Annotated in this window: 19 protein-coding genes; 14 read left to right on the forward strand and 5 right to left on the reverse strand. The window is 72.2% G+C overall.

What is annotated here, in order from left to right:
• Window positions 1-14 precede the first annotated feature (14 nt).
• From ABFY03_RS33500 to ABFY03_RS33520, 5 genes are all read right to left on the reverse strand, one after another.
• Entirely contained in the window at window positions 15-1,466 is a 1,452-nt protein-coding gene (locus ABFY03_RS33500; protein WP_346171677.1) for an SCO6880 family protein, read from the reverse strand.
• Window positions 1,467-1,547: 81 nt separating this feature from the next.
• Complete coding sequence (locus ABFY03_RS33505; RefSeq protein ID WP_346171678.1) at window positions 1,548-2,879, reverse strand: SCO6881 family protein; 1,332 nt, start codon at window positions 2,877-2,879, stop codon at window positions 1,548-1,550.
• A 38-nt stretch (window positions 2,880-2,917) separates the two neighbouring features.
• On the reverse strand, window positions 2,918-3,598 hold the full coding sequence (locus ABFY03_RS33510) for a hypothetical protein (protein ID WP_346171679.1): 681 nt from the start codon (window positions 3,596-3,598) through the stop codon (window positions 2,918-2,920).
• Window positions 3,598-3,882: a DUF6112 family protein gene (locus ABFY03_RS33515; RefSeq protein WP_031008868.1), complete on the reverse strand. Its 285-nt coding sequence runs from the start codon at window positions 3,880-3,882 to the stop codon at window positions 3,598-3,600. Before ABFY03_RS33515 ends, ABFY03_RS33510 begins: the two co-directional genes overlap by 1 nt.
• A 189-nt stretch (window positions 3,883-4,071) precedes the next feature.
• Window positions 4,072-5,181 carry a C40 family peptidase gene (locus ABFY03_RS33520; protein WP_346171680.1) on the reverse strand — a complete coding sequence of 370 codons (1,110 nt, stop codon included), beginning with the start codon at window positions 5,179-5,181 and terminating at the stop codon, window positions 4,072-4,074.
• 644 nt (window positions 5,182-5,825) lie between these two features.
• Between ABFY03_RS33520 and ABFY03_RS33525 the strand changes: the two genes are divergently transcribed.
• The 14 genes from ABFY03_RS33525 (at window position 5,826) to ABFY03_RS33590 (ending at window position 16,044) form a co-directional block, all read left to right on the forward strand.
• A complete protein-coding gene (locus ABFY03_RS33525; RefSeq protein WP_346171681.1) occupies window positions 5,826-6,581 on the forward strand; it encodes a DNA-methyltransferase in 756 nt (251 codons plus the stop codon).
• Between the two features lie 107 nt (window positions 6,582-6,688).
• Window positions 6,689-7,315, forward strand: coding sequence for a DUF4913 domain-containing protein (locus ABFY03_RS33530; RefSeq protein WP_346171682.1), 627 nt, complete (start codon window positions 6,689-6,691; stop codon window positions 7,313-7,315).
• Between the two features lie 30 nt (window positions 7,316-7,345).
• On the forward strand, window positions 7,346-7,855 hold the full coding sequence (locus ABFY03_RS33535; protein ID WP_346171683.1) for a hypothetical protein: 510 nt from the start codon (window positions 7,346-7,348) through the stop codon (window positions 7,853-7,855).
• Entirely contained in the window at window positions 7,852-8,508 is a 657-nt protein-coding gene (locus ABFY03_RS33540; protein ID WP_346171684.1) for a DUF3631 domain-containing protein, read from the forward strand. The genes ABFY03_RS33535 and ABFY03_RS33540 overlap by 4 nt, the downstream gene beginning before the upstream one ends.
• A complete protein-coding gene (locus ABFY03_RS33545) occupies window positions 8,505-9,185 on the forward strand; it encodes a hypothetical protein (protein ID WP_346171685.1) in 681 nt (226 codons plus the stop codon). The genes ABFY03_RS33540 and ABFY03_RS33545 overlap by 4 nt, the downstream gene beginning before the upstream one ends.
• A 121-nt stretch (window positions 9,186-9,306) precedes the next feature.
• On the forward strand, window positions 9,307-9,651 hold the full coding sequence (locus ABFY03_RS33550) for an SH3 domain-containing protein (RefSeq protein ID WP_346171686.1): 345 nt from the start codon (window positions 9,307-9,309) through the stop codon (window positions 9,649-9,651).
• Between the two features lie 143 nt (window positions 9,652-9,794).
• A complete protein-coding gene (locus ABFY03_RS33555; protein WP_346171687.1) occupies window positions 9,795-10,493 on the forward strand; it encodes a hypothetical protein in 699 nt (232 codons plus the stop codon).
• 400 nt (window positions 10,494-10,893) lie between these two features.
• Window positions 10,894-11,331, forward strand: coding sequence for a hypothetical protein (locus tag ABFY03_RS33560; RefSeq protein WP_346171688.1), 438 nt, complete (start codon window positions 10,894-10,896; stop codon window positions 11,329-11,331).
• Window positions 11,328-11,750 carry a hypothetical protein gene (locus ABFY03_RS33565; protein ID WP_346171689.1) on the forward strand — a complete coding sequence of 141 codons (423 nt, stop codon included), beginning with the start codon at window positions 11,328-11,330 and terminating at the stop codon, window positions 11,748-11,750. The genes ABFY03_RS33560 and ABFY03_RS33565 overlap by 4 nt, the downstream gene beginning before the upstream one ends.
• A complete protein-coding gene (locus ABFY03_RS33570) occupies window positions 11,751-12,170 on the forward strand; it encodes a hypothetical protein (protein ID WP_346171690.1) in 420 nt (139 codons plus the stop codon).
• Window positions 12,171-12,213: 43 nt separating this feature from the next.
• Window positions 12,214-13,116 (forward strand): winged helix-turn-helix transcriptional regulator, encoded by a 903-nt coding sequence (locus tag ABFY03_RS33575; protein WP_346171691.1) that lies wholly within the window; start codon window positions 12,214-12,216, stop codon window positions 13,114-13,116.
• Window positions 13,113-13,529 (forward strand): hypothetical protein, encoded by a 417-nt coding sequence (locus ABFY03_RS33580; RefSeq protein WP_346171692.1) that lies wholly within the window; start codon window positions 13,113-13,115, stop codon window positions 13,527-13,529. The genes ABFY03_RS33575 and ABFY03_RS33580 overlap by 4 nt, the downstream gene beginning before the upstream one ends.
• A 29-nt stretch (window positions 13,530-13,558) precedes the next feature.
• Window positions 13,559-14,821, forward strand: coding sequence for an MFS transporter (locus ABFY03_RS33585; protein ID WP_346171693.1), 1,263 nt, complete (start codon window positions 13,559-13,561; stop codon window positions 14,819-14,821).
• A gap of 29 nt (window positions 14,822-14,850) precedes the next feature.
• Window positions 14,851-16,044 (forward strand): hypothetical protein, encoded by a 1,194-nt coding sequence (locus ABFY03_RS33590; RefSeq protein WP_346171694.1) that lies wholly within the window; start codon window positions 14,851-14,853, stop codon window positions 16,042-16,044.
• Window positions 16,045-16,129 lie beyond the last annotated feature (85 nt).

Raw genomic sequence — 16,129 nt, forward strand, 5'->3', positions numbered from 1 at the left:
GGCGGCGGGGCGGGCTACAGGGTGCTGCGGGCGAGCGGGAGGGCCGCGGTGATGAAGGCATCGGCCTGCTGGTAGATCAGGCGCCGCAGGTCGACCTGGGCGTCGGCGGCGGCCGTCTCGATCTGGGTGCAGGCGGCGTCGAGGTCCTGGTCGGTGTCGGCGGAGACGGTGAGCAGTCCGGTGAGGGCGACGTCGGCGTGGCCGGAGATGAGCTGCTTCTCGCGGGTCTTCACGTCGGCGTACTCGACGCTGTCGGCTTCGGAGTCGACCTGTCCTCGGCGCTGGCGCTCGGAGGCGTCCGCGATGATCGCGGCCTTGCGGCGCTGGACGTCCCGCAGAGCGGAGTCGATGCCCTGGGGCGCGTAGATGAGGGAGAAGGTGCGGCGGACGCCGGCGCTGAACATCAGGCTGTGCAGGAAGCCCGGGCTTGTCTCGGTCCGCGGCCAGTTTTCGATCCAGAAGGTGGCGTGCCGGGCGCTGTCGGTGACCAGCCGGTCGGCTTCCTCGACCTGGGCGACCGGTCCGGCGGCGGCAGGGTCGGCCTCTGCCTGGCCGGTGGCGGACCACTGCTGCAAGTGGGCGGTGGACGCCGGGTCGTACGCGGTGCGCAGCACGGCGGCGATCTCCTGGGGCCCCAGCCATCCGGAGACGGTGAGGCCCGCGTTGCGGGCGGCCTGGGCGACCGAGGAGGTGGTCTGCTCCATGACGGTGAAGGCGCCGGCGAGGCCGCCGCCGGCCTGGCTGATCAGGCGCTTGGCGGCCTTCAGGTCCAGGGCGATGGCGAGGTACGCCTCGTGCGGGGCGGCGGCAGGTCCGGCCGAAGCGAGGAGCTCGGTGTAGATCTGGCCGGCGATCGGGGCATGGGGGTTGCCGTGCTCGGTCCAGTGCCGGGTGAGGCTGTCGCCGGAGTTCGGCACGGTCCGCTCCAGGACCTGCACGGTCGAGATGCGTCCGGTGCGGGCGATGCCGGCGAGAGCCCGGCCCCACGCGGATACGTTGGCGGTCTGGGTGGCCGGGTCGAGCAGTGCGAAGGCGCGGGAGCTGACGCGGGCGACGGCGGTCAGGGTCTGGGTGTGGGGGTCGTGGACGGCGGCGGCCCCGGAGTCGGCGGTGGCGACGCGCAGGGATGCGGCGGTGCCGGGCAGGTGCAGCAGCCCCTCCACTCGGGGCCGGGAGACGGGGCGGGCGCGCCACAGGGTCTGGCCGGTCCGTCGGCGGTGGGCGAAGCGTCCGGCGAGCGGCGCCCAGTCGATCAGGGAGCGGCCGTCGCGCCGTACGCCGACCAGGACGGCGGTGGTGAGCCACAGCGGAGCCAGGACGACGGCGCCGAGCAGGCCCGCGGTCACCACGGTGGCCAGCAGCACGGCGAGGGTCGAGGAGACCAGGACGAGCTGGGGGAGGGTCAGGCCGAGGAGGATGCCGCGACGCGACCGGGTAGGGAATTTGACGGTGAGAACGGAGGACACGATCGCTTCCGGGAGGGAGGAGCCGGGGGGCAGGGCGGGGAGGATCCCCTGCCCCCGGCGGCGGGTGTACGGGAGGGGCGGCTACGGGCCCGGCGGCGGGCCGGCGGGTGCGGAGTCGCTGCTCGCGGCCCCGTGAGCGGGCGGCATCGCAGCCGAGCTGCTGCCGAGCTCACCGCTCTGCTGTCCCGCGGGAGTCGCTTCGCTGCCGGCCCAGTTCCCGCTCCAGCTCGGAGGGGTGCCCTCCTGGCCGTCGGGCGTGCCGCCGCCCTGGGACTGAGGCGAGATCGTCTGCTGGAGCAGGTCCTGCAGACGGCTCTCCGAGTCGCCCTTGGAGCCTTCGCTCTGCATGCCAGTGTCGGTCGCGGGGTTGGCGGCGATGTCACCGGGGAACCCGCCGGCGCCAGCCTGGGCACCTCCTGCCGCGCCGACTCCTGCGGCGGCGCCGCCCGTGCCGGCGGTCGCCGCTGCGGCTGCTGCCTTACGGCCGGCGTTCTCGGCGTGCTGGCGGGCCACTGAGGCTCCTGCGCCACCGGCGCGGTGGATGGATTCGCCGTCGGTGCCCTCGGACGCCCAGTGGACGAACTTGAAGACCATGTACGGGCACAGCAGCACGAGCAGCATGATCACCATGCCTGCCGCGACGTCCGCCAGGGCGGCGAGGCCGTCCTTGCTGTCGGCTTCGCCGAGCGCGGAGATGCCGAGGACGAAGACGATCGTCATCAGAAGCTTGGAGACGACGAGGGTGGCGGTGGCTTCGATCCAGCCGCGGCGCCACCGGCGGGCAACCTCCCAGCCGCCGCCCGCTCCCGCGAACACGGCCAAGGTGACGAGGATCAGGATGCCGACCTTCCGGACCATCATCACGCACCAGAACAGGAACGCTCCTGCGGCTGAGGCGAGCGCGGCGATGACCGCGACGAGCCAGCCCAGTCCGGCGACGGCACCGATGGCCGAGACCTTCACGATCCGGCGCACGGCGGAGGCGATGTCCGTGCCGGCCGCCGCGAACAGTCCGGCGGACAGCGCGTCGACGACTTCGATGGCCACGGTGGTGAAGGTGATCGCACAGAATGCGAAGAGAACGCCGCTCGCTGTTCCGGTGAGGGCCTGGACGAGGGCTTGGCCGTCTCGCTTGATGGCGGCTCTGACGAGCTGGGCGCAGAAGGTGGCGACCAGCACGATGAGGCCGATGGGCAAGGTCGTCTCGTAGTTGTCGCGGAACCAGCTCGCGCCGAGGTCGATGGCGGTGGTGCGGTCGATGGCCTTGGCAGCCAGGTCGGCCGCCGCGGCGGCGAGGTCACCGGCGCTCTGCACCATCCAGTTCCCGATCGCGCCGACGGGATCGGAGGCGAACTCGATCGCGTCGCCGATGTCGCAGATCGAACCGGCGACGGGCAGGTCACAGAAGCCCACGTCGGGCGTCCTTTCGGGTCAGGAAGTACGGGAGAGGGCTACGGGGCGACGCGCGGGGCGACGGCGACCAGGCGGCAGTCCGCGCTGGGCCGGCACTGGACGGCCAGGGTGATCTGGCGGTCCTCGACTCCAGACCCGCCCCCGGTCCAGGCCAGCTGGGTCTTGCCGCGCACGGTGACGGCGTAGATGTACGCCTCGGTGATCGCGGCGGGATCGTTGGCGATGGCCTGCTTGAAGGCACTGGGGAAGTGCGCCTCGGAGACGGCTGCGGTGGCGTGCTGGCCGTTGTCCTTCAGCCGCGACCACAGCACCGGGTCGGGGATCTGGGCCTGCACGGAGTCCCAGTCCGCGTAGGCGGATTCGGACGTCATCCAGGACTTCATCCCGGCGAGCTGCTCGGCGTGGCTGGTGGTCCGGGCGTCGAAGGACCACAGCATCACCGCGCTGGCCCGGGCGAAGACGAGCGGGCCAGAGACCGGAGGCGGCCCGGCCACCGGCGCTGCCGATTCGCCGTGCGGAGGAGGAGCCGAACCGGCGGCGCCGGCAGGGGGCGAGGTCGTGGCGTGCGGCTGTGGCGAGGCGTCGGCCGTCTTACTGCTGCCGGTCCACCAGGCGACCACGCCGGCCACGAGCAGCAGCATGATCAGTGCGCCGGCGGCGATGACGATCCGTCGTGATGGCCTCCAGTCGACACGGGGGGAGAGGGAGCGTTTCCCCATTACTGGACCTGGGACCCGAGGGCGGAGAAGAAGGCCACGATGCCGTTGGCGGCGCCGAGCCCGAGGGCGGCGCCGGCGGCGACCACGGCGCCCTTCTTGCCGTTGGCCTCGGCCTGGTGGCCGCCGGTGTGGTGACCCCAGGCCCACACGCCGAGGCTGACGGCGAGCGCGCCGACCACGGCCACGATGCCGAACAAATTGATGCTGTTCACGACGGTGCGCAGGACTTCGAGGCCCGGCAGACCGCCGCCCTTCGGGGAAACGCCGGGGTCGAAGGCGAGCAGGAGATGGTCGTACGGGAGGGCGGTGAGGGTGGCGGGGGAGATGGTGGTGCGCTCCTTGTGAGGGCAGGGCTCAGCGGCCCGTGCCGGGGAACGGGAGAAGAAGGAAGGAGAGGGGGAGAAGCGCTCGGCGGCGCGAAGGTGGCCCGGCCCGCCCGGCGCCTCGAAAGGGCTGGCCGGGCGGGGCCGGTGTCAGAGGACCCGGCGCGCGCTGTGGGCGGCGTAGTCCGCGAGGGTGCTGAACCGGACGTTGCGGCCGGTGCGCGGGGCCTCGATGACGAGCCCGTGGCCCGCGTACAGACCGACATGCTCAGGGGCGGCCTTGGTCCCGCGGCTGAACAGCAGATCGCCCGGGCGGAGCTGGGTGAGGGAGACGGCTCGCCCTTCGTGCGCCTGGGTCTGGGAGACCCGGGTGAGAGCGATGCCGGCGGCCTTGTACGACTGCTGGGTCAGGGAGCTGCAGTCGCAGCGCTTAAGGGCGTCTTGGCCGTGCGCGTCCGTGCAGGACCCGCCCCACTGATACGGCGTACCGAGCTGGTGCATGGCCCAGTCGAGAGCGGTCTTCGCGCGAGGATCGGCGTCCGCGGGGATCGTGTATCCCTTCGGGACCGTGCCTTCGGGGATCGGACCGGTGGCGGCACCGCCGGTCTGCGGCTCGCACGAGTCGGCCGGCTGCTGGGCCGGTGTTCCGCCTGCGGAACCGTCGGGCGCGTGGAGTGCGGTCATCAGCGCCTGCTGCAGGGCGCGGGCGAGGGGCTCCCACTGGGCGTAGGCGTCCGGGAAGCCGGAGCGCTGTACCGCCTGCGCGGACTGGGTGATGGTCATCTGCTGCCAGCCGGAGACCTTCAGCAGGCCCTCGTAGAACTTCCTGCTGGCGTAGGCGGGGTCGCGGATCTGAGCGGGAGTTCCCCAGCCCTGGCTCGGGCGCTGCTGGAACAGACCTAGCGAATCGCGGTCGCCGTACGACAAGTTGCGCAGGCGGGACTCCTGGATCGCGGTGGCCAGCGCGACGACCTGGCCGCGTTCGGGGACGCCGAGGTCGATGCCGGTGGCGACGATGGTGCGGGCGTGCGGGATCTGTTCGTCGGGCAGTTCGAGGCCCTCGATACGCGAGCCCTTGGCGCCGGAACCACCGAGGACGGCGGCGACCTGCTGCTGTACAGCGGCGGCGTCGACCGGGGCGGTGGTGCAGGACGGCACCGTCACGGCCGAGGATCCGCCGGCGGCGGCGACAACGGCCGTGCCGGCGAGGAGAAGAGGGGGAAGGCAGAGCGCGCCGATCGCGGCGGCGATGCCCTTCACTCGCGAGCGGTCTCCGGAAGGCGGTCAGCGAAGCGGTCGCGTGGGGAAGGGAAGGGGCGGGACAGGGACAAGGCGAGTCCTTCGGGGCGGGCTCCGGCCGCACGGTGTGCGAGAGGAAGGGCCGTGCGGCCGGAGCGGTGGTGCGAGAGCGGGCTGGCCGGGGTGCGTGTTGGCTCACGCACCCCGTCAGGCAGGGGCGTTACGGACGGAACATCAGCAGGACCTCCATGGCGCGGGGAGGGAAGACGAGGAGTTCAGGTGGGGTCAGCAGGGGCGGTACATGACGGCCTCCGTCTCAGGTCGGTGATGCTGGGGAGGGAAGGGCGAACAGGGCGGCGCGGAGCGCGTGCGGGGTCACGGACGGAACACACGGGCCTCCTAGGCAGGAGCGGGCAGAGGGGGAGCCATCAGCGGTGTCCGCCGGGCAATGACAAGACAGTAAACCCGGATCCCCGGTCACCGAAATCGCCAGCCGGAATCGGAGCGCCTTTTCTGGCGGCTCTTCGGCGGTGATGCTTCTCAACCGGGGATCGTGCCCTAGAGTTTCGACCTCCCCCTTTGCGCCCGGTCGAACTCGGCTTCTGCCGCCGGGCCTGCCATCAGGGGACCCTCCTTCCGTTTCTCCTCCGAATTGGGGCACCCTCATGTCTTTTTCCCTGCACCACGGTGACGCGCTGAGCGTCCTGTCGACCCTGCCCGACGGCTGCGCCGACTCCGTCATCACCGACCCGCCGTACAACTCGGGCGGCCGGACCGCGCAGGAGCGCACGAGCCGTTCGGCCCGGCAGAAGTACGTCTCCGCGGACGCCAAGCACGTCCTGCCGGACTTCACGGGCGAGAACATGGACCAGCGCAGTTACACGCTCTGGCTGACGCAGATCATGACCGAGGCGCACCGGGCCACGAAGACCGGCGGCACGGCGCTGCTGTTCACCGACTGGCGCCAGCTCCCGGCTACCACCGATGCCCTCCAGGCCGCCGGCTGGCTGTGGCTGGGCGTCCTGACCTGGCACAAGCCGCAGGCCAGGCCCCAGAAGGGCAAGTTCCGGCAGGACTGCGAATTCATCGTCTGGGGAGCGAAGGGGCGGGTCAACGCCTCCGCGAACCCCGTCTACCTGCCCGGCCTCTACAGCGCCTCGCAGCCCTCGGGCAAGGACCGCAAGCACATCACCCAGAAGCCCGTCTCGGTGATGCGCGAGCTCGTCAAGATCGCCCCGCCCGGCGGCACGGTCCTGGACTTCTGCGCCGGATCCGGCTCCACCGGCGTGGCCGCTCTGCTCGAAGGACGGCAGTTCATCGGCATAGAGAAGACCGAGGAGTACGCGTCCGTCGCCAACGAGCGCCTGTCGGAGACCCTGCGAGAGACCGCATCCCAGGAGGACTTCATCCTCGGCGCCTGAACGGAAGGGCGCAATATAGCGGCCGATCCCCGGTTTCCGAAACCGGGGATTCTCCGGACCATCGGAGCCACTGAGTCACCGGCTCCGGCTGCAAGGAGATCCTTTTCGTGTCCGAATTCACCGAGTCCCCCGACGGCGGGGAATTGGAGCCCGTCCGTGTTCGGGAGCCGGACCTCGAATCGATCGAGGTGTCCGTCCGGAAACTCCTCGATCGCTCGGCCGAACAAGCGCGGGTCATCGACCGTCTCGCAGCCGCCCCGCCGGCCGATCCGCGATCGGCGGGCATGCCGTTCGCCGGCTTCCCCGGCATGCCGGCCTTCACCCCGCCACCGGACCCCAAACCGATCCTGGAGCTGGAAGGCAACGAGTTCGAGGACGAGCTGGCCGTTTTGAGCGACTGGGTCGACGACGTCCTGATGGACGTCTACGGCCCCGAGATCACCACCGCCGCGCCCTGGTGCCCCGAATGGCAGGAGCACCTCGACGTCGTGGCGTGGCTGCACGCCTTGTGGATGGCCTACCAGCAGCACAAGGAGCCGGACGCCGGCGCGTCCGGGATGTTCGTCTGGCACCGCGACTTCCTCACCCACGCCATGGCTCACGTCCGCTCACCCGGCGGGCCGCTCAGCGCCTGCCAGACGGACCCGGAGCGTCCCGAGCACCGGCTCCTCCGTGGTCCCGGCCCGTCGACCAGGACCCTCGCCCGTGACGCCCGAGCGGCAGGAGAACGGTGACGCGCCCTCGACCGAAGCCGGCCCCGCGTCATGACGGCCGAGCCCCGCCCTGCCTACGGGCTGTCGTTCAACCCCGGCGCCCTCACGGACCTGCGCGCCCTGCCACAGGACATCCGGGACCGGGCACTCGACCTGATCGAGGGCGTCGTCCGGGCCCGGATCACCGGCCCCGAACTCGCCTACGAGCTGCGCGAGTACCGCAAGCTCTACCTCGGCGCCGGCGCCGAATGGCGGATCGTCTACCGCCTGCAGAAGGCCCCGCCCAGCTCCCAGCACACCGTCGAGGCGCACATCGTCGCAGTCCGGCCCCGCGCCCGGCACGAGGTGTACGACATCGTCCGCGCCCGCGTGAACCGGCCGCGCCCACCAGCGGGCCCTCGTGTCCACGCGGCCCGCACCATCCCGCCTCAGCTGCAGAGCAACGCTCCGCAGCCTGCGCCCAGGGCCGCCACGACTGCTTCGCCGGCGCCGCCGTGGCGACCGGCGGACCTGTTCACCTCGCCCACGCCCCACACCGACCCCAAAGGACCTCAGCGTTGACCACCCGAAGCCCGTTCTTCCGCCTCCTTGGCACCCTCCTGGACGACGACCTCACGGACGCCCGCACGCCCGCGCCGAACCCGCACCACCAGGCCCTCCTGGACGCGAAGGCCCGCCAGGACGACCTCGAACGTGAACTGCTCGACATCGTCAACGGGCCGAGGCCGGTCACCGACGCTGAGGTCGACGACGAGATCGAGGACATCGCGGCCATCCTCAAGGATCTGATCGCAGCAGGGCGGGAGGTGGATCGCCTGCTGGGCGACGACACCTGCTCGGCACCGGCCGTCCCGGTCGAGACCGACCGGGACGGGGCCGTCCCTCAGCTGGACCCGTGCTGCTTCCCTCGTCGTCCTCTCGGCGGAGAGTGCATCGCGGCTGCCTGTCTGGCCGTCTTCTCCGCGTACGGCTCTCCGGACGCCCTGGCCTCCGCTGACCTCGTCGACGGTCTTCGGACTCTGCCGGGCGTGGCCGAGGGACGTTGGCCGTACGCATCCCTCACGCAGGCCAGGCTGGCCACGCTGCTGCGCCCGTACGAGGTCTCCAGCCGCGACATCACCCTCCCGGACGGCCGACGCCGCAAGTCGTACCGGCGCACGGCCCTCCTCGCCGTCCTCTGCTCGGACTGCGCAGGCTTCTGGCAGACCCGGTGACAGCTGCGCCCCGCACCACGGCGCCGACAGCCCTGGACGGACCGATCGAGCAAGCCGTGGGAGACCTGGCCGGCCTGCATCACGATCACCATGCCGGGCTGCTCTCGGAGGACCGTGCCGCCCTGGCGTCCGCGCACCGCGACCTCGGGGTTGCCGAGACCGCGGTCGCCTACCACTGCAATGTGCTGATGCGGCTGTCCTCCGGCGCGCACGTCGTCGACGACGCCCTGCTCGACCGGATGCGGCGGACCCTACGGGACCTCGCCCAGGCCGTTGACGACCGGGACGAGAAGCAACTTCGCGCTGCTGCTGCCCTGGAGAGGGTCCGAGCCTCCGCCCCGCCTACGCCCGCGATCAGCGCCGAACTCACCGCGCACGACCTGGCCGCCCTGCTCTCGCTTGCCGCCGGCGGAACCGTCCGCGAGCACCTGCACACCCACCGGGTCTCCGTCCGGACGACCCAGGGCCGTCTCGTGGACTACATGGCCTTCCAGCGCCTCGAACACCACGGCCTCGCCGTGAGAGACGCCTCCCGCGACCTGATCGTCGGCCAGCCCATCACCCTTACCGACGCCGGCCGCTCCACCCTCGTCGGCTCCCGCCACCCCGCACAACAGAAGCCTGCCGCGCCCGCACGTCCCGCCGGCGCCTGGCCGGTTCCGGCGCGCAGCCGCTGAATCACCGCCCGCCGCCCAACGGCGGACGGCCCCGAGGCCACCAGCCTCGCCGCCGGCGGACGCTCTGCCCGCCCAGCAGCCCCGCCTTCCCTCATCCCCAGAACCCTCAAGGAGTTCCTCCGTGCGTTTCACCCGTGCCGCCCTGTGCGCCGTCGCCCTCGCCACTGTCGCCGTCCCGGCTGCAGCCTCCGCGGCCACCGCCGCGACCACCACAGCCCCTGCGGCCACTCCGCTTGTCCGCGCCTGCGACCTCCCCGGTCCGTGGACCATCGGCACCAGCGCCGTCAAGATCCGCAAGAGCCCCACGACCAGCTCCACCGCCGTGGGCGTCCTCTACAAGGGCCACCGCTTCACCGTCCACTCCTCCCGGAGCGGCTGGCACTACATCACCGACCTCACCACCGGCGTGAAGGGCTGGGTCTCCGGCACCTACGTCTACCGCGACGTTCGCATGTGCCTCGACTGATCCCCCAGCCGGGCGCTGCCCGACCTTCCGGCCACCTCCGTCCGGCACCCGCGTGACTCGTCGCGCCGCGTCGTGTCCCCGCTCCCGCAGCGGGGACACGACGGCGGCGCGACCGCCCCCTTCGACCGAAAGCCCCATCGCACGTGACCGACGACAGCCCCGCCTACGACCTCGACGGCTTCGAGCCCGCCGCCCCCTGCCACCAGGACCTCCTCGATGCCGTGGAGAGTTCGTCGTACAAGGTCCTCGGCGAGCACCGCACGTGGACCGACGCCTACTTCGTTCTGTACGACGAGGGCGCTACCTGGGGTATACCCGGGGCACCTCAGCTCAGAGCGGTACACGTCGCCCGGGACCTGAAAGCCCGCACCTTCACGATCGACAGCACAGAGCTTCCGCTGATCGCGATGGCCGAGTCGTGGCTGATGGCGCGAGGCTGCCCGGCCGCCGTGGTCGGCCCTGACCGCTACCAGCCGGCCGACGCCGTCACGCACGCCCTGGAAACCCGCATCCGCCGCGACGGTGACCACTTCGCCCTGCTCGCCAGCTACACCGACGACGAGCGCGACGCCCCCGAGACTGCGGTGATGCTGCGCTCCCTCAACCCGGAGGCCGGACCGGAGTTCAGGATTTTGCGGGAGTGTGTCGACATGAGCGCCGGCACACACACCCTGCGCGAGGGCGGCTTCGCCACCTACGACCAGGCCATCCAGTGGTGGGAAGCCTGGAGCGACGGAGACGCCCCACCGCTCCAGCCGCCCGCCCCCACCGTCCTGCGCACCGCGCCGACGGTCACGCCCGTCACCCCGGCACCGACAACGGCCAGGCCACCAGGACGCTGACCTGGCCGGGCCTGCGCCACCGAAGCAGCCGCTCTTGGACAGGTTCGGCCAGCATCAAAAGTGCGCAATATAGCGGCGGACCCCCGGTTTCCGAAACCGGGGATTCTCCGGACCCTTGCCTACTACAGCGGCCCTCTCGCAGGGCTGCATTTTCCCTGTTCCCCCTGGTCCGGAGCCTCCGTCGTGTGCTACTCGCCCGCTTCCATCGAAGCCACCGTCCTTCCGAGCCGCCCCCTCGCGTTCCGGTCTCATCCGCCCCGGCCGGCCCCGTCCGGCGGAGGACGTCACGTCCCCCCAGCCGCAAGTGCCCCCGGCTCAGCCGACGCCGGGCACAACCGCCGCGACGACCGCGACCGCCCCTGACCTTCCCCGCCCTTCATCCTCTTCTGGAGCACCTTCCGTGTCCGAGACCCCCGACTTCCTCGACGGCGAGATCGTCGCCGTGCTGGCCGGCCGCATCGAAGCCCGATTCGGGACGCCGCTCGACGAATTGATCCGGTCCGCGAACCAGGCGTCCGCCACGGCCGGACTCACCAGCGTCATCCACGCTTACGGCCTGCTCACGCAGGCGCAGTCGGCGCTGGAGGAAGCCGAGGACGTGCTCGTCGTCGCCCTGGAGACGGCCACGGGCGAGGTTCTGGACGACCCGGTGATGAGCCTGGCCCACCAGGTGAACCGGGCTGTCGAAGCGCGGGACCTGTACGCCCAGTGGGTGAGCGCGCTGGTGGAGGTCCCGGCCGGACCACAGCGCGCGCGAACCAGTCCGGCGCCCCGGCTGACCACCACGCTCCCTGTGGCCGCCCCGGCTCGGCCCGCGCAGATCGGAATCGCACGATGAGCGTCGCCGACAAGAAGAGCAGCCGTGACGAGGCTCTGGAGCGGGCGTTCGGCGCTCCGCTCGCCGACCTCTACGCGCAGGTCGTTCGGTCGGGGGCGTCCCCCGCGCTCACCCGGGCCCTTGAGGTGCGGGCGATGCTCGCCCTGTCCGAGGAGCAGGTCGTCCGCGTCCGCGACCGCGTCCACGCGAGCATGGCCCCCGCCGGAAACCTGGACGAGCTCTCGGCGGAGACCCTCCAGACCGACGTGTACTGGCTCGACGCCGCGCTCGATGGCCGGCGCGGATACATCCGCACGCTGGACGCACTTCTGGCCGCGATGCCGCCGCCGACCACCCGCCTCACCCCCCTGACCAGCACTCTGCCTCCCACGCAGCCCTCCTCCTCGGCACAGATCCGGCCGGCAGCACGGGGACGCTGAGTGCCCGATCCGTACGCTGCCTCCCGGGCGGCGGGGGACCGGATCGCAGCTCTCTACGGCCGGCCGGTCACCGAACTCGCGGTCGGCGCCGAGCCGGGCACCATGCGGTACGCCCTGCTCAACGCCTTCGACGTCCTGCAGCACGCCGACCACGGCGTCGCCTTCTACGCCGAGCAGCTGCATCGCCTGACCGCCCCCGGGAGCACCTTCGAGGCCACGGACGCCGGGCACATCATCGACGCCGCCCGTCGCCTCGCTCACGCCGTCACTGCCCGAGACGCACACGACCAGGTCCTCGGCGACGTCCTGCAGAGCCTCCACCGCGTACCCGAGCCAGCGCCGGCCACCCCACCAGCCGTCCCCGAGACCGCCGTCGACCTGCCGCCGGCCGTCGTCTCTCCTGCCGCCCGCGCGCGGTAACCCGCTTCCCACCCCGTTCCTCTTCTGCCGCTGGAGTTCCGTCGTGGCCGCTGCCCGAGCCCTTTCCCCCGACCTGCGTCGCGTCGCCGAGACGCTGGAGATGATCGCGCCGCGCTGGAGCGTCTGGATGCTCATGACCCTCGCCTCCGAGCCGAAGGGCCTGCGCTACACCGAGATCCAGTCCCGCCTGCCCTGGCTCATCGCCAGTCAGATCACCCCGCGCCTGCGCGCCCTGTGCGAGACCGGGCTGCTGGAGCGCACCGAGGTGACCCACCGACACGTCACTTACGGCCTCACCGACCGCGGCCGTGCACTCCTTCCGACGCTGCACGCCCTGGCGGAGTACGGCGATCAGCACCTCGACAAGGATCTCGTCGAGACGACGATCATCATGGAGGGCAAGCCGCAGGTGATGCAGCTGCCCGAGCGGATCCCGGCTGCCCAGAACGCCGAGGACGCCCTCGCCCTCATCTCCTACCGGCACGCCACCCCCCTGCTGTGGGCCCTCAAGGAACGCGGGCCGTCCAGCATCGTGTCCCTGCGCAAGACGCTGCTCCCCGGCTACAGCCCCAGCGCCGTGTACCCGCCCGTGCACCGGCTCATCGACGACCGCCTCGTCTCCGTCCGCCAGCCCGTCTGGCCCACCGGCGCCGAGGACGAGGGCATGGAGCTGCGTCTCACCGACGCCGCCCACGCCCTGGCCCCCGTCTACCGGGCCGCCTCCGTCTGGGCGAGCGGCCGGCCCCACAAGGACGCGGCCAGCCACCCGCTGTGGGGCGCCCCCCGCCTCCCGGCCGCCGCGCGGACGGGGCAGTGGGCCGCCCATCAGGCCCGCCAGAGCACGCGCCCTGCTCTGCCGGTCGCCCAGCCGCCCGCTCCTGCCCCGGCGAAGACCTGGCGGCCAGCCGACCTCTTCTCCTCCCCGACGACCGGCCCCTGCCGGTGACCCGGACACCCCGGCCGGCGCCCCGGCTCGGCGAAGCCACCGTCCGCTCCCTGCTCGGCGGGATGCCCGTCCGGGATCCCGCCAGCAGCCAGGCGGCTGCCCTCCTCAGCCGCCTCATCCGCGAAGAGGCCGACGTGCTCGACGGTATCGCCGAGCAGCTCCACCAGCAGGCCGAGTACGCCATCGATCAGCTCAGCCGCGTCGCCGACGGCCGCGACCAGTACCGCCACCGTTCCACCGACGGCGTCCTGCAGCTCACCGGCCCGCAGATCGACATGCTCCTCGCCCGCCGCGGCGACGCCGTACGCCACCTGACCGGTCTGTGCACCGCCTTGAAGGCCCTCTCCCCGGCCACCGCCGCACCTGCCCCGGTGGTGAGCCGCTCCCCGGGCCGCCGCCTCAACGGCCGCTGAACCTACGTACCTTCCCCTGGAAACGCCCGATGCCCCGCACGCACTCCATGCCCCGGCCGCCCGCCGGCCGCCACGCCCGCATCCCGGTCTTCGGCCCCGTGCGCGGCGTCTACGTCCCGCGCACCGCGGATGCCGGCGCGTTCGCGATGAGCACCTACGGCATCCCTCTCCTGGTCCTCGCGGTCACCGACTCCGCCGCTCTGACGGGCCTGGCCTTTGTTCTCGAATGGCTTCCCCGCCTCTCGGCCTTCGCGCTCGCGGGCGCCGCAGTCGACAGGGTTGGCAGCACGCGGGTGCTGCGCACGGCGTCGGTGCTGCGTGCCGTGGTCGTCCTGGCCGCCGCCGGTGCCCTGCCCGCGATGGGCGACGGCCTGGGCGCCGTGGTCACCGTCATGGTGCTCGCCGCCGCGACGGGCGTCCTGAGCGAGTTCGCGTACATCGCGGCCGAGACCGCCGGCGGCGCCGCGAGCCGGGACGCGGGCGAACACGCTCACCGGGTGCAGGCCGTCCTGCTCGGGATCGACCAGTGCGCCACGCTCGCCGGCCCGGCCCTGGCCGGCGTCCTGCTGCAGTACGTCGGCGCGACCGGCATGCTCCTGACGATCGCCGCCTGCTCCCTGCTCGGCGCCGCGCTCGCCCCGCGCCAGCGCCCGATCTGGCCGCAGGAGGCTCCCGCCCCGGTCGTCCAGGGCATGAAGACCGGCTGGAGAACGCTCCGGTCGCTGCCCGCCCTGGGCTGGCTCTGTGTCGGCCTGCTCCTCTCCAACTGCGCGATCGGCCTGGTCCAGGCCGCCGGCCCCGTACTGGTCATCCAGCAGCTCGGCGGTACCAGCAGCCAGGTCGGACTGGTCTGGTCGGCCGCCGCCGTCGCCTCCCTGGCCATGGTCGCCCTCGCCCGACTCGCCATCGATCGCGTCGGCCTGTGGCCGGTCGGCGCAGCCGCCGCCGCCCTCGCCTCCGCCACCTGCCTCGCCCTGGCCGCCGCCCACACCTACACCGTCTTCCTGGTCCTCGTGGCCCTCCTCATGGCCGGCGAGGCAGGCATGACCGTCGTCCTGCGCACCCTGCGCGCCCGCCTGGTCCCCGCCGAGGTCTTCGGCGCCACCCTCTCCCTGATCATCCTGCTGCTCCTGGCCCCCTTCCCGATCGCCGGAGCCCTGGTCGCTCTCACTCCGCCCGACCTGCTGGGCCACGTCATCACCGCCTGCGCCGTCCTGCAGGCCCTCGGACTCGCCGTCTCCTTCGCCAAGCTCCGCCGCCACCCCGCCACTCGCCGCCCCGCGACCGCGTGACCCCTACCCGTACAAGGAACCGCCCCGCCATGACTCAGCCGACCGACGACACCCGGCACGAGCGTCTGCACCTGCACGAGGTCGCCTTCCTCGACGACCGCTCCTTCGACCTCTATATAGAGGAGCGGTTCGACCAGCTGGTCACGGCTGCGATAGCCGACGCCGACGGCCGGCTCCGTCCCGAACAGCACACGGCCCTCCACGCCCCCGGACGCCTCCTTCAGCTGCACGACGCCCTCACCTTCGCCCAGGGCGACCTCCAGGTCGCCGCCGAGTGGATGGCCTACCACGGCGACGCCCGTGCCGCCCGGACCACCCGCCTCCTGCGACGCGTCCGCACCGCCCTGCACGAGGTCACCCGGAAGACCACCGCCGTGCGGCGCGAGGAGGGACGACAGCGTGAAGCCGAGGCCACGCCACCCTCCACCGACGTCATCGTCATGGCCCGCAACTGGCTCGTGGACGCCCTTCCCGACCACTTCAACCGGCTGCTCACCAGGACGTTCGCCGAGGCTGGATTTCCCCTCCGCCCCGCCGCTGCCGACGTCTTCGGCACGGTCGAGGAAGGATGGGACGACGGTCTCCTCACCGATCCGCGCACCCAGCAGGTGGACGAGCTGCTCGCCAAGGGCGCCGTCGCCTTCCGCAGCCTGGTCGCCGACGACGTCCGGGCCCAGAACGCCCGCGCCACGGCCCTGCGCCACCCGCTCCTCCAGCGGCGCTGGGCCCAGGCCCTGGACGAACTCGCCGAGCTGACCATCCCCGTGGCCCTGGCTTCCAGCTCCTCGGTCCTCGGTCCGCTGCCCGCCGGCGTCTATGACCTGCCGGAGATCGACGCGTACAAGGTCTTCAACTCGCGCCGCTTCCTCACCGCCGTCTGGCAGCGCCAAGCCGAACGCAAGCACCTCCTCCGCCACTACGCCGCCACCGTCACCGAACGCCGCCGCTCCTCCCCGGAACACGACCTGCGCCGCCGGGCCGTCAAGACAGCCATCGACCAACTCGTCAACCAGCAGCCGGCCGCCGCCTCCCGTCTCGTCACCGGCCTGCTCCCGCACACCACCGGCGACGGCCTGATCGAACTCCCGCCCGTCGAACGCGCCAGCCTCAAACGCCGGCTCATCGCCGAAGCCCGCGCCGCTGCCGTGCCCGCACGGACACCGGACACGGCGCCGCCTCTGCCCGCGCCTGCACCCCGGCCAACCGCACCCGCCATGCGCTGACCAGCCCCTCCTCACGAACCCCGGAGCCTCCCCTGCCCACCCCGCAGCCCGTAGACGGCGACGTCTACGTCACCCCCCGATACCT

The sequence above is a fragment of the Streptomyces roseofulvus genome, assembly GCF_039534915.1.
Lineage (GTDB): Bacteria > Actinomycetota > Actinomycetes > Streptomycetales > Streptomycetaceae > Streptomyces > Streptomyces roseofulvus.

Bases quoted from the DNA above. Each gene is read 5' to 3' on its own strand.
- ABFY03_RS33510 (WP_346171679.1), bottom strand. From the start codon at position 3,598: ATGGGGAAACGCTCCCTCTCCCCCCGTGTCGACTGGAGGCCATCACGA.
- ABFY03_RS33535 (WP_346171683.1), top strand. From the start codon at position 7,346: ATGACGGCCGAGCCCCGCCCTGCCTACGGGCTGTCGTTCAACCCCGGC.
- ABFY03_RS33565 (WP_346171689.1), top strand. From the start codon at position 11,328: ATGAGCGTCGCCGACAAGAAGAGCAGCCGTGACGAGGCTCTGGAGCGG.
- ABFY03_RS33590 (WP_346171694.1), top strand. From the start codon at position 14,851: ATGACTCAGCCGACCGACGACACCCGGCACGAGCGTCTGCACCTGCAC.
- ABFY03_RS33585 (WP_346171693.1), top strand. From the start codon at position 13,559: ATGCCCCGCACGCACTCCATGCCCCGGCCGCCCGCCGGCCGCCACGCC.
- ABFY03_RS33525 (WP_346171681.1), top strand. From the start codon at position 5,826: ATGTCTTTTTCCCTGCACCACGGTGACGCGCTGAGCGTCCTGTCGACC.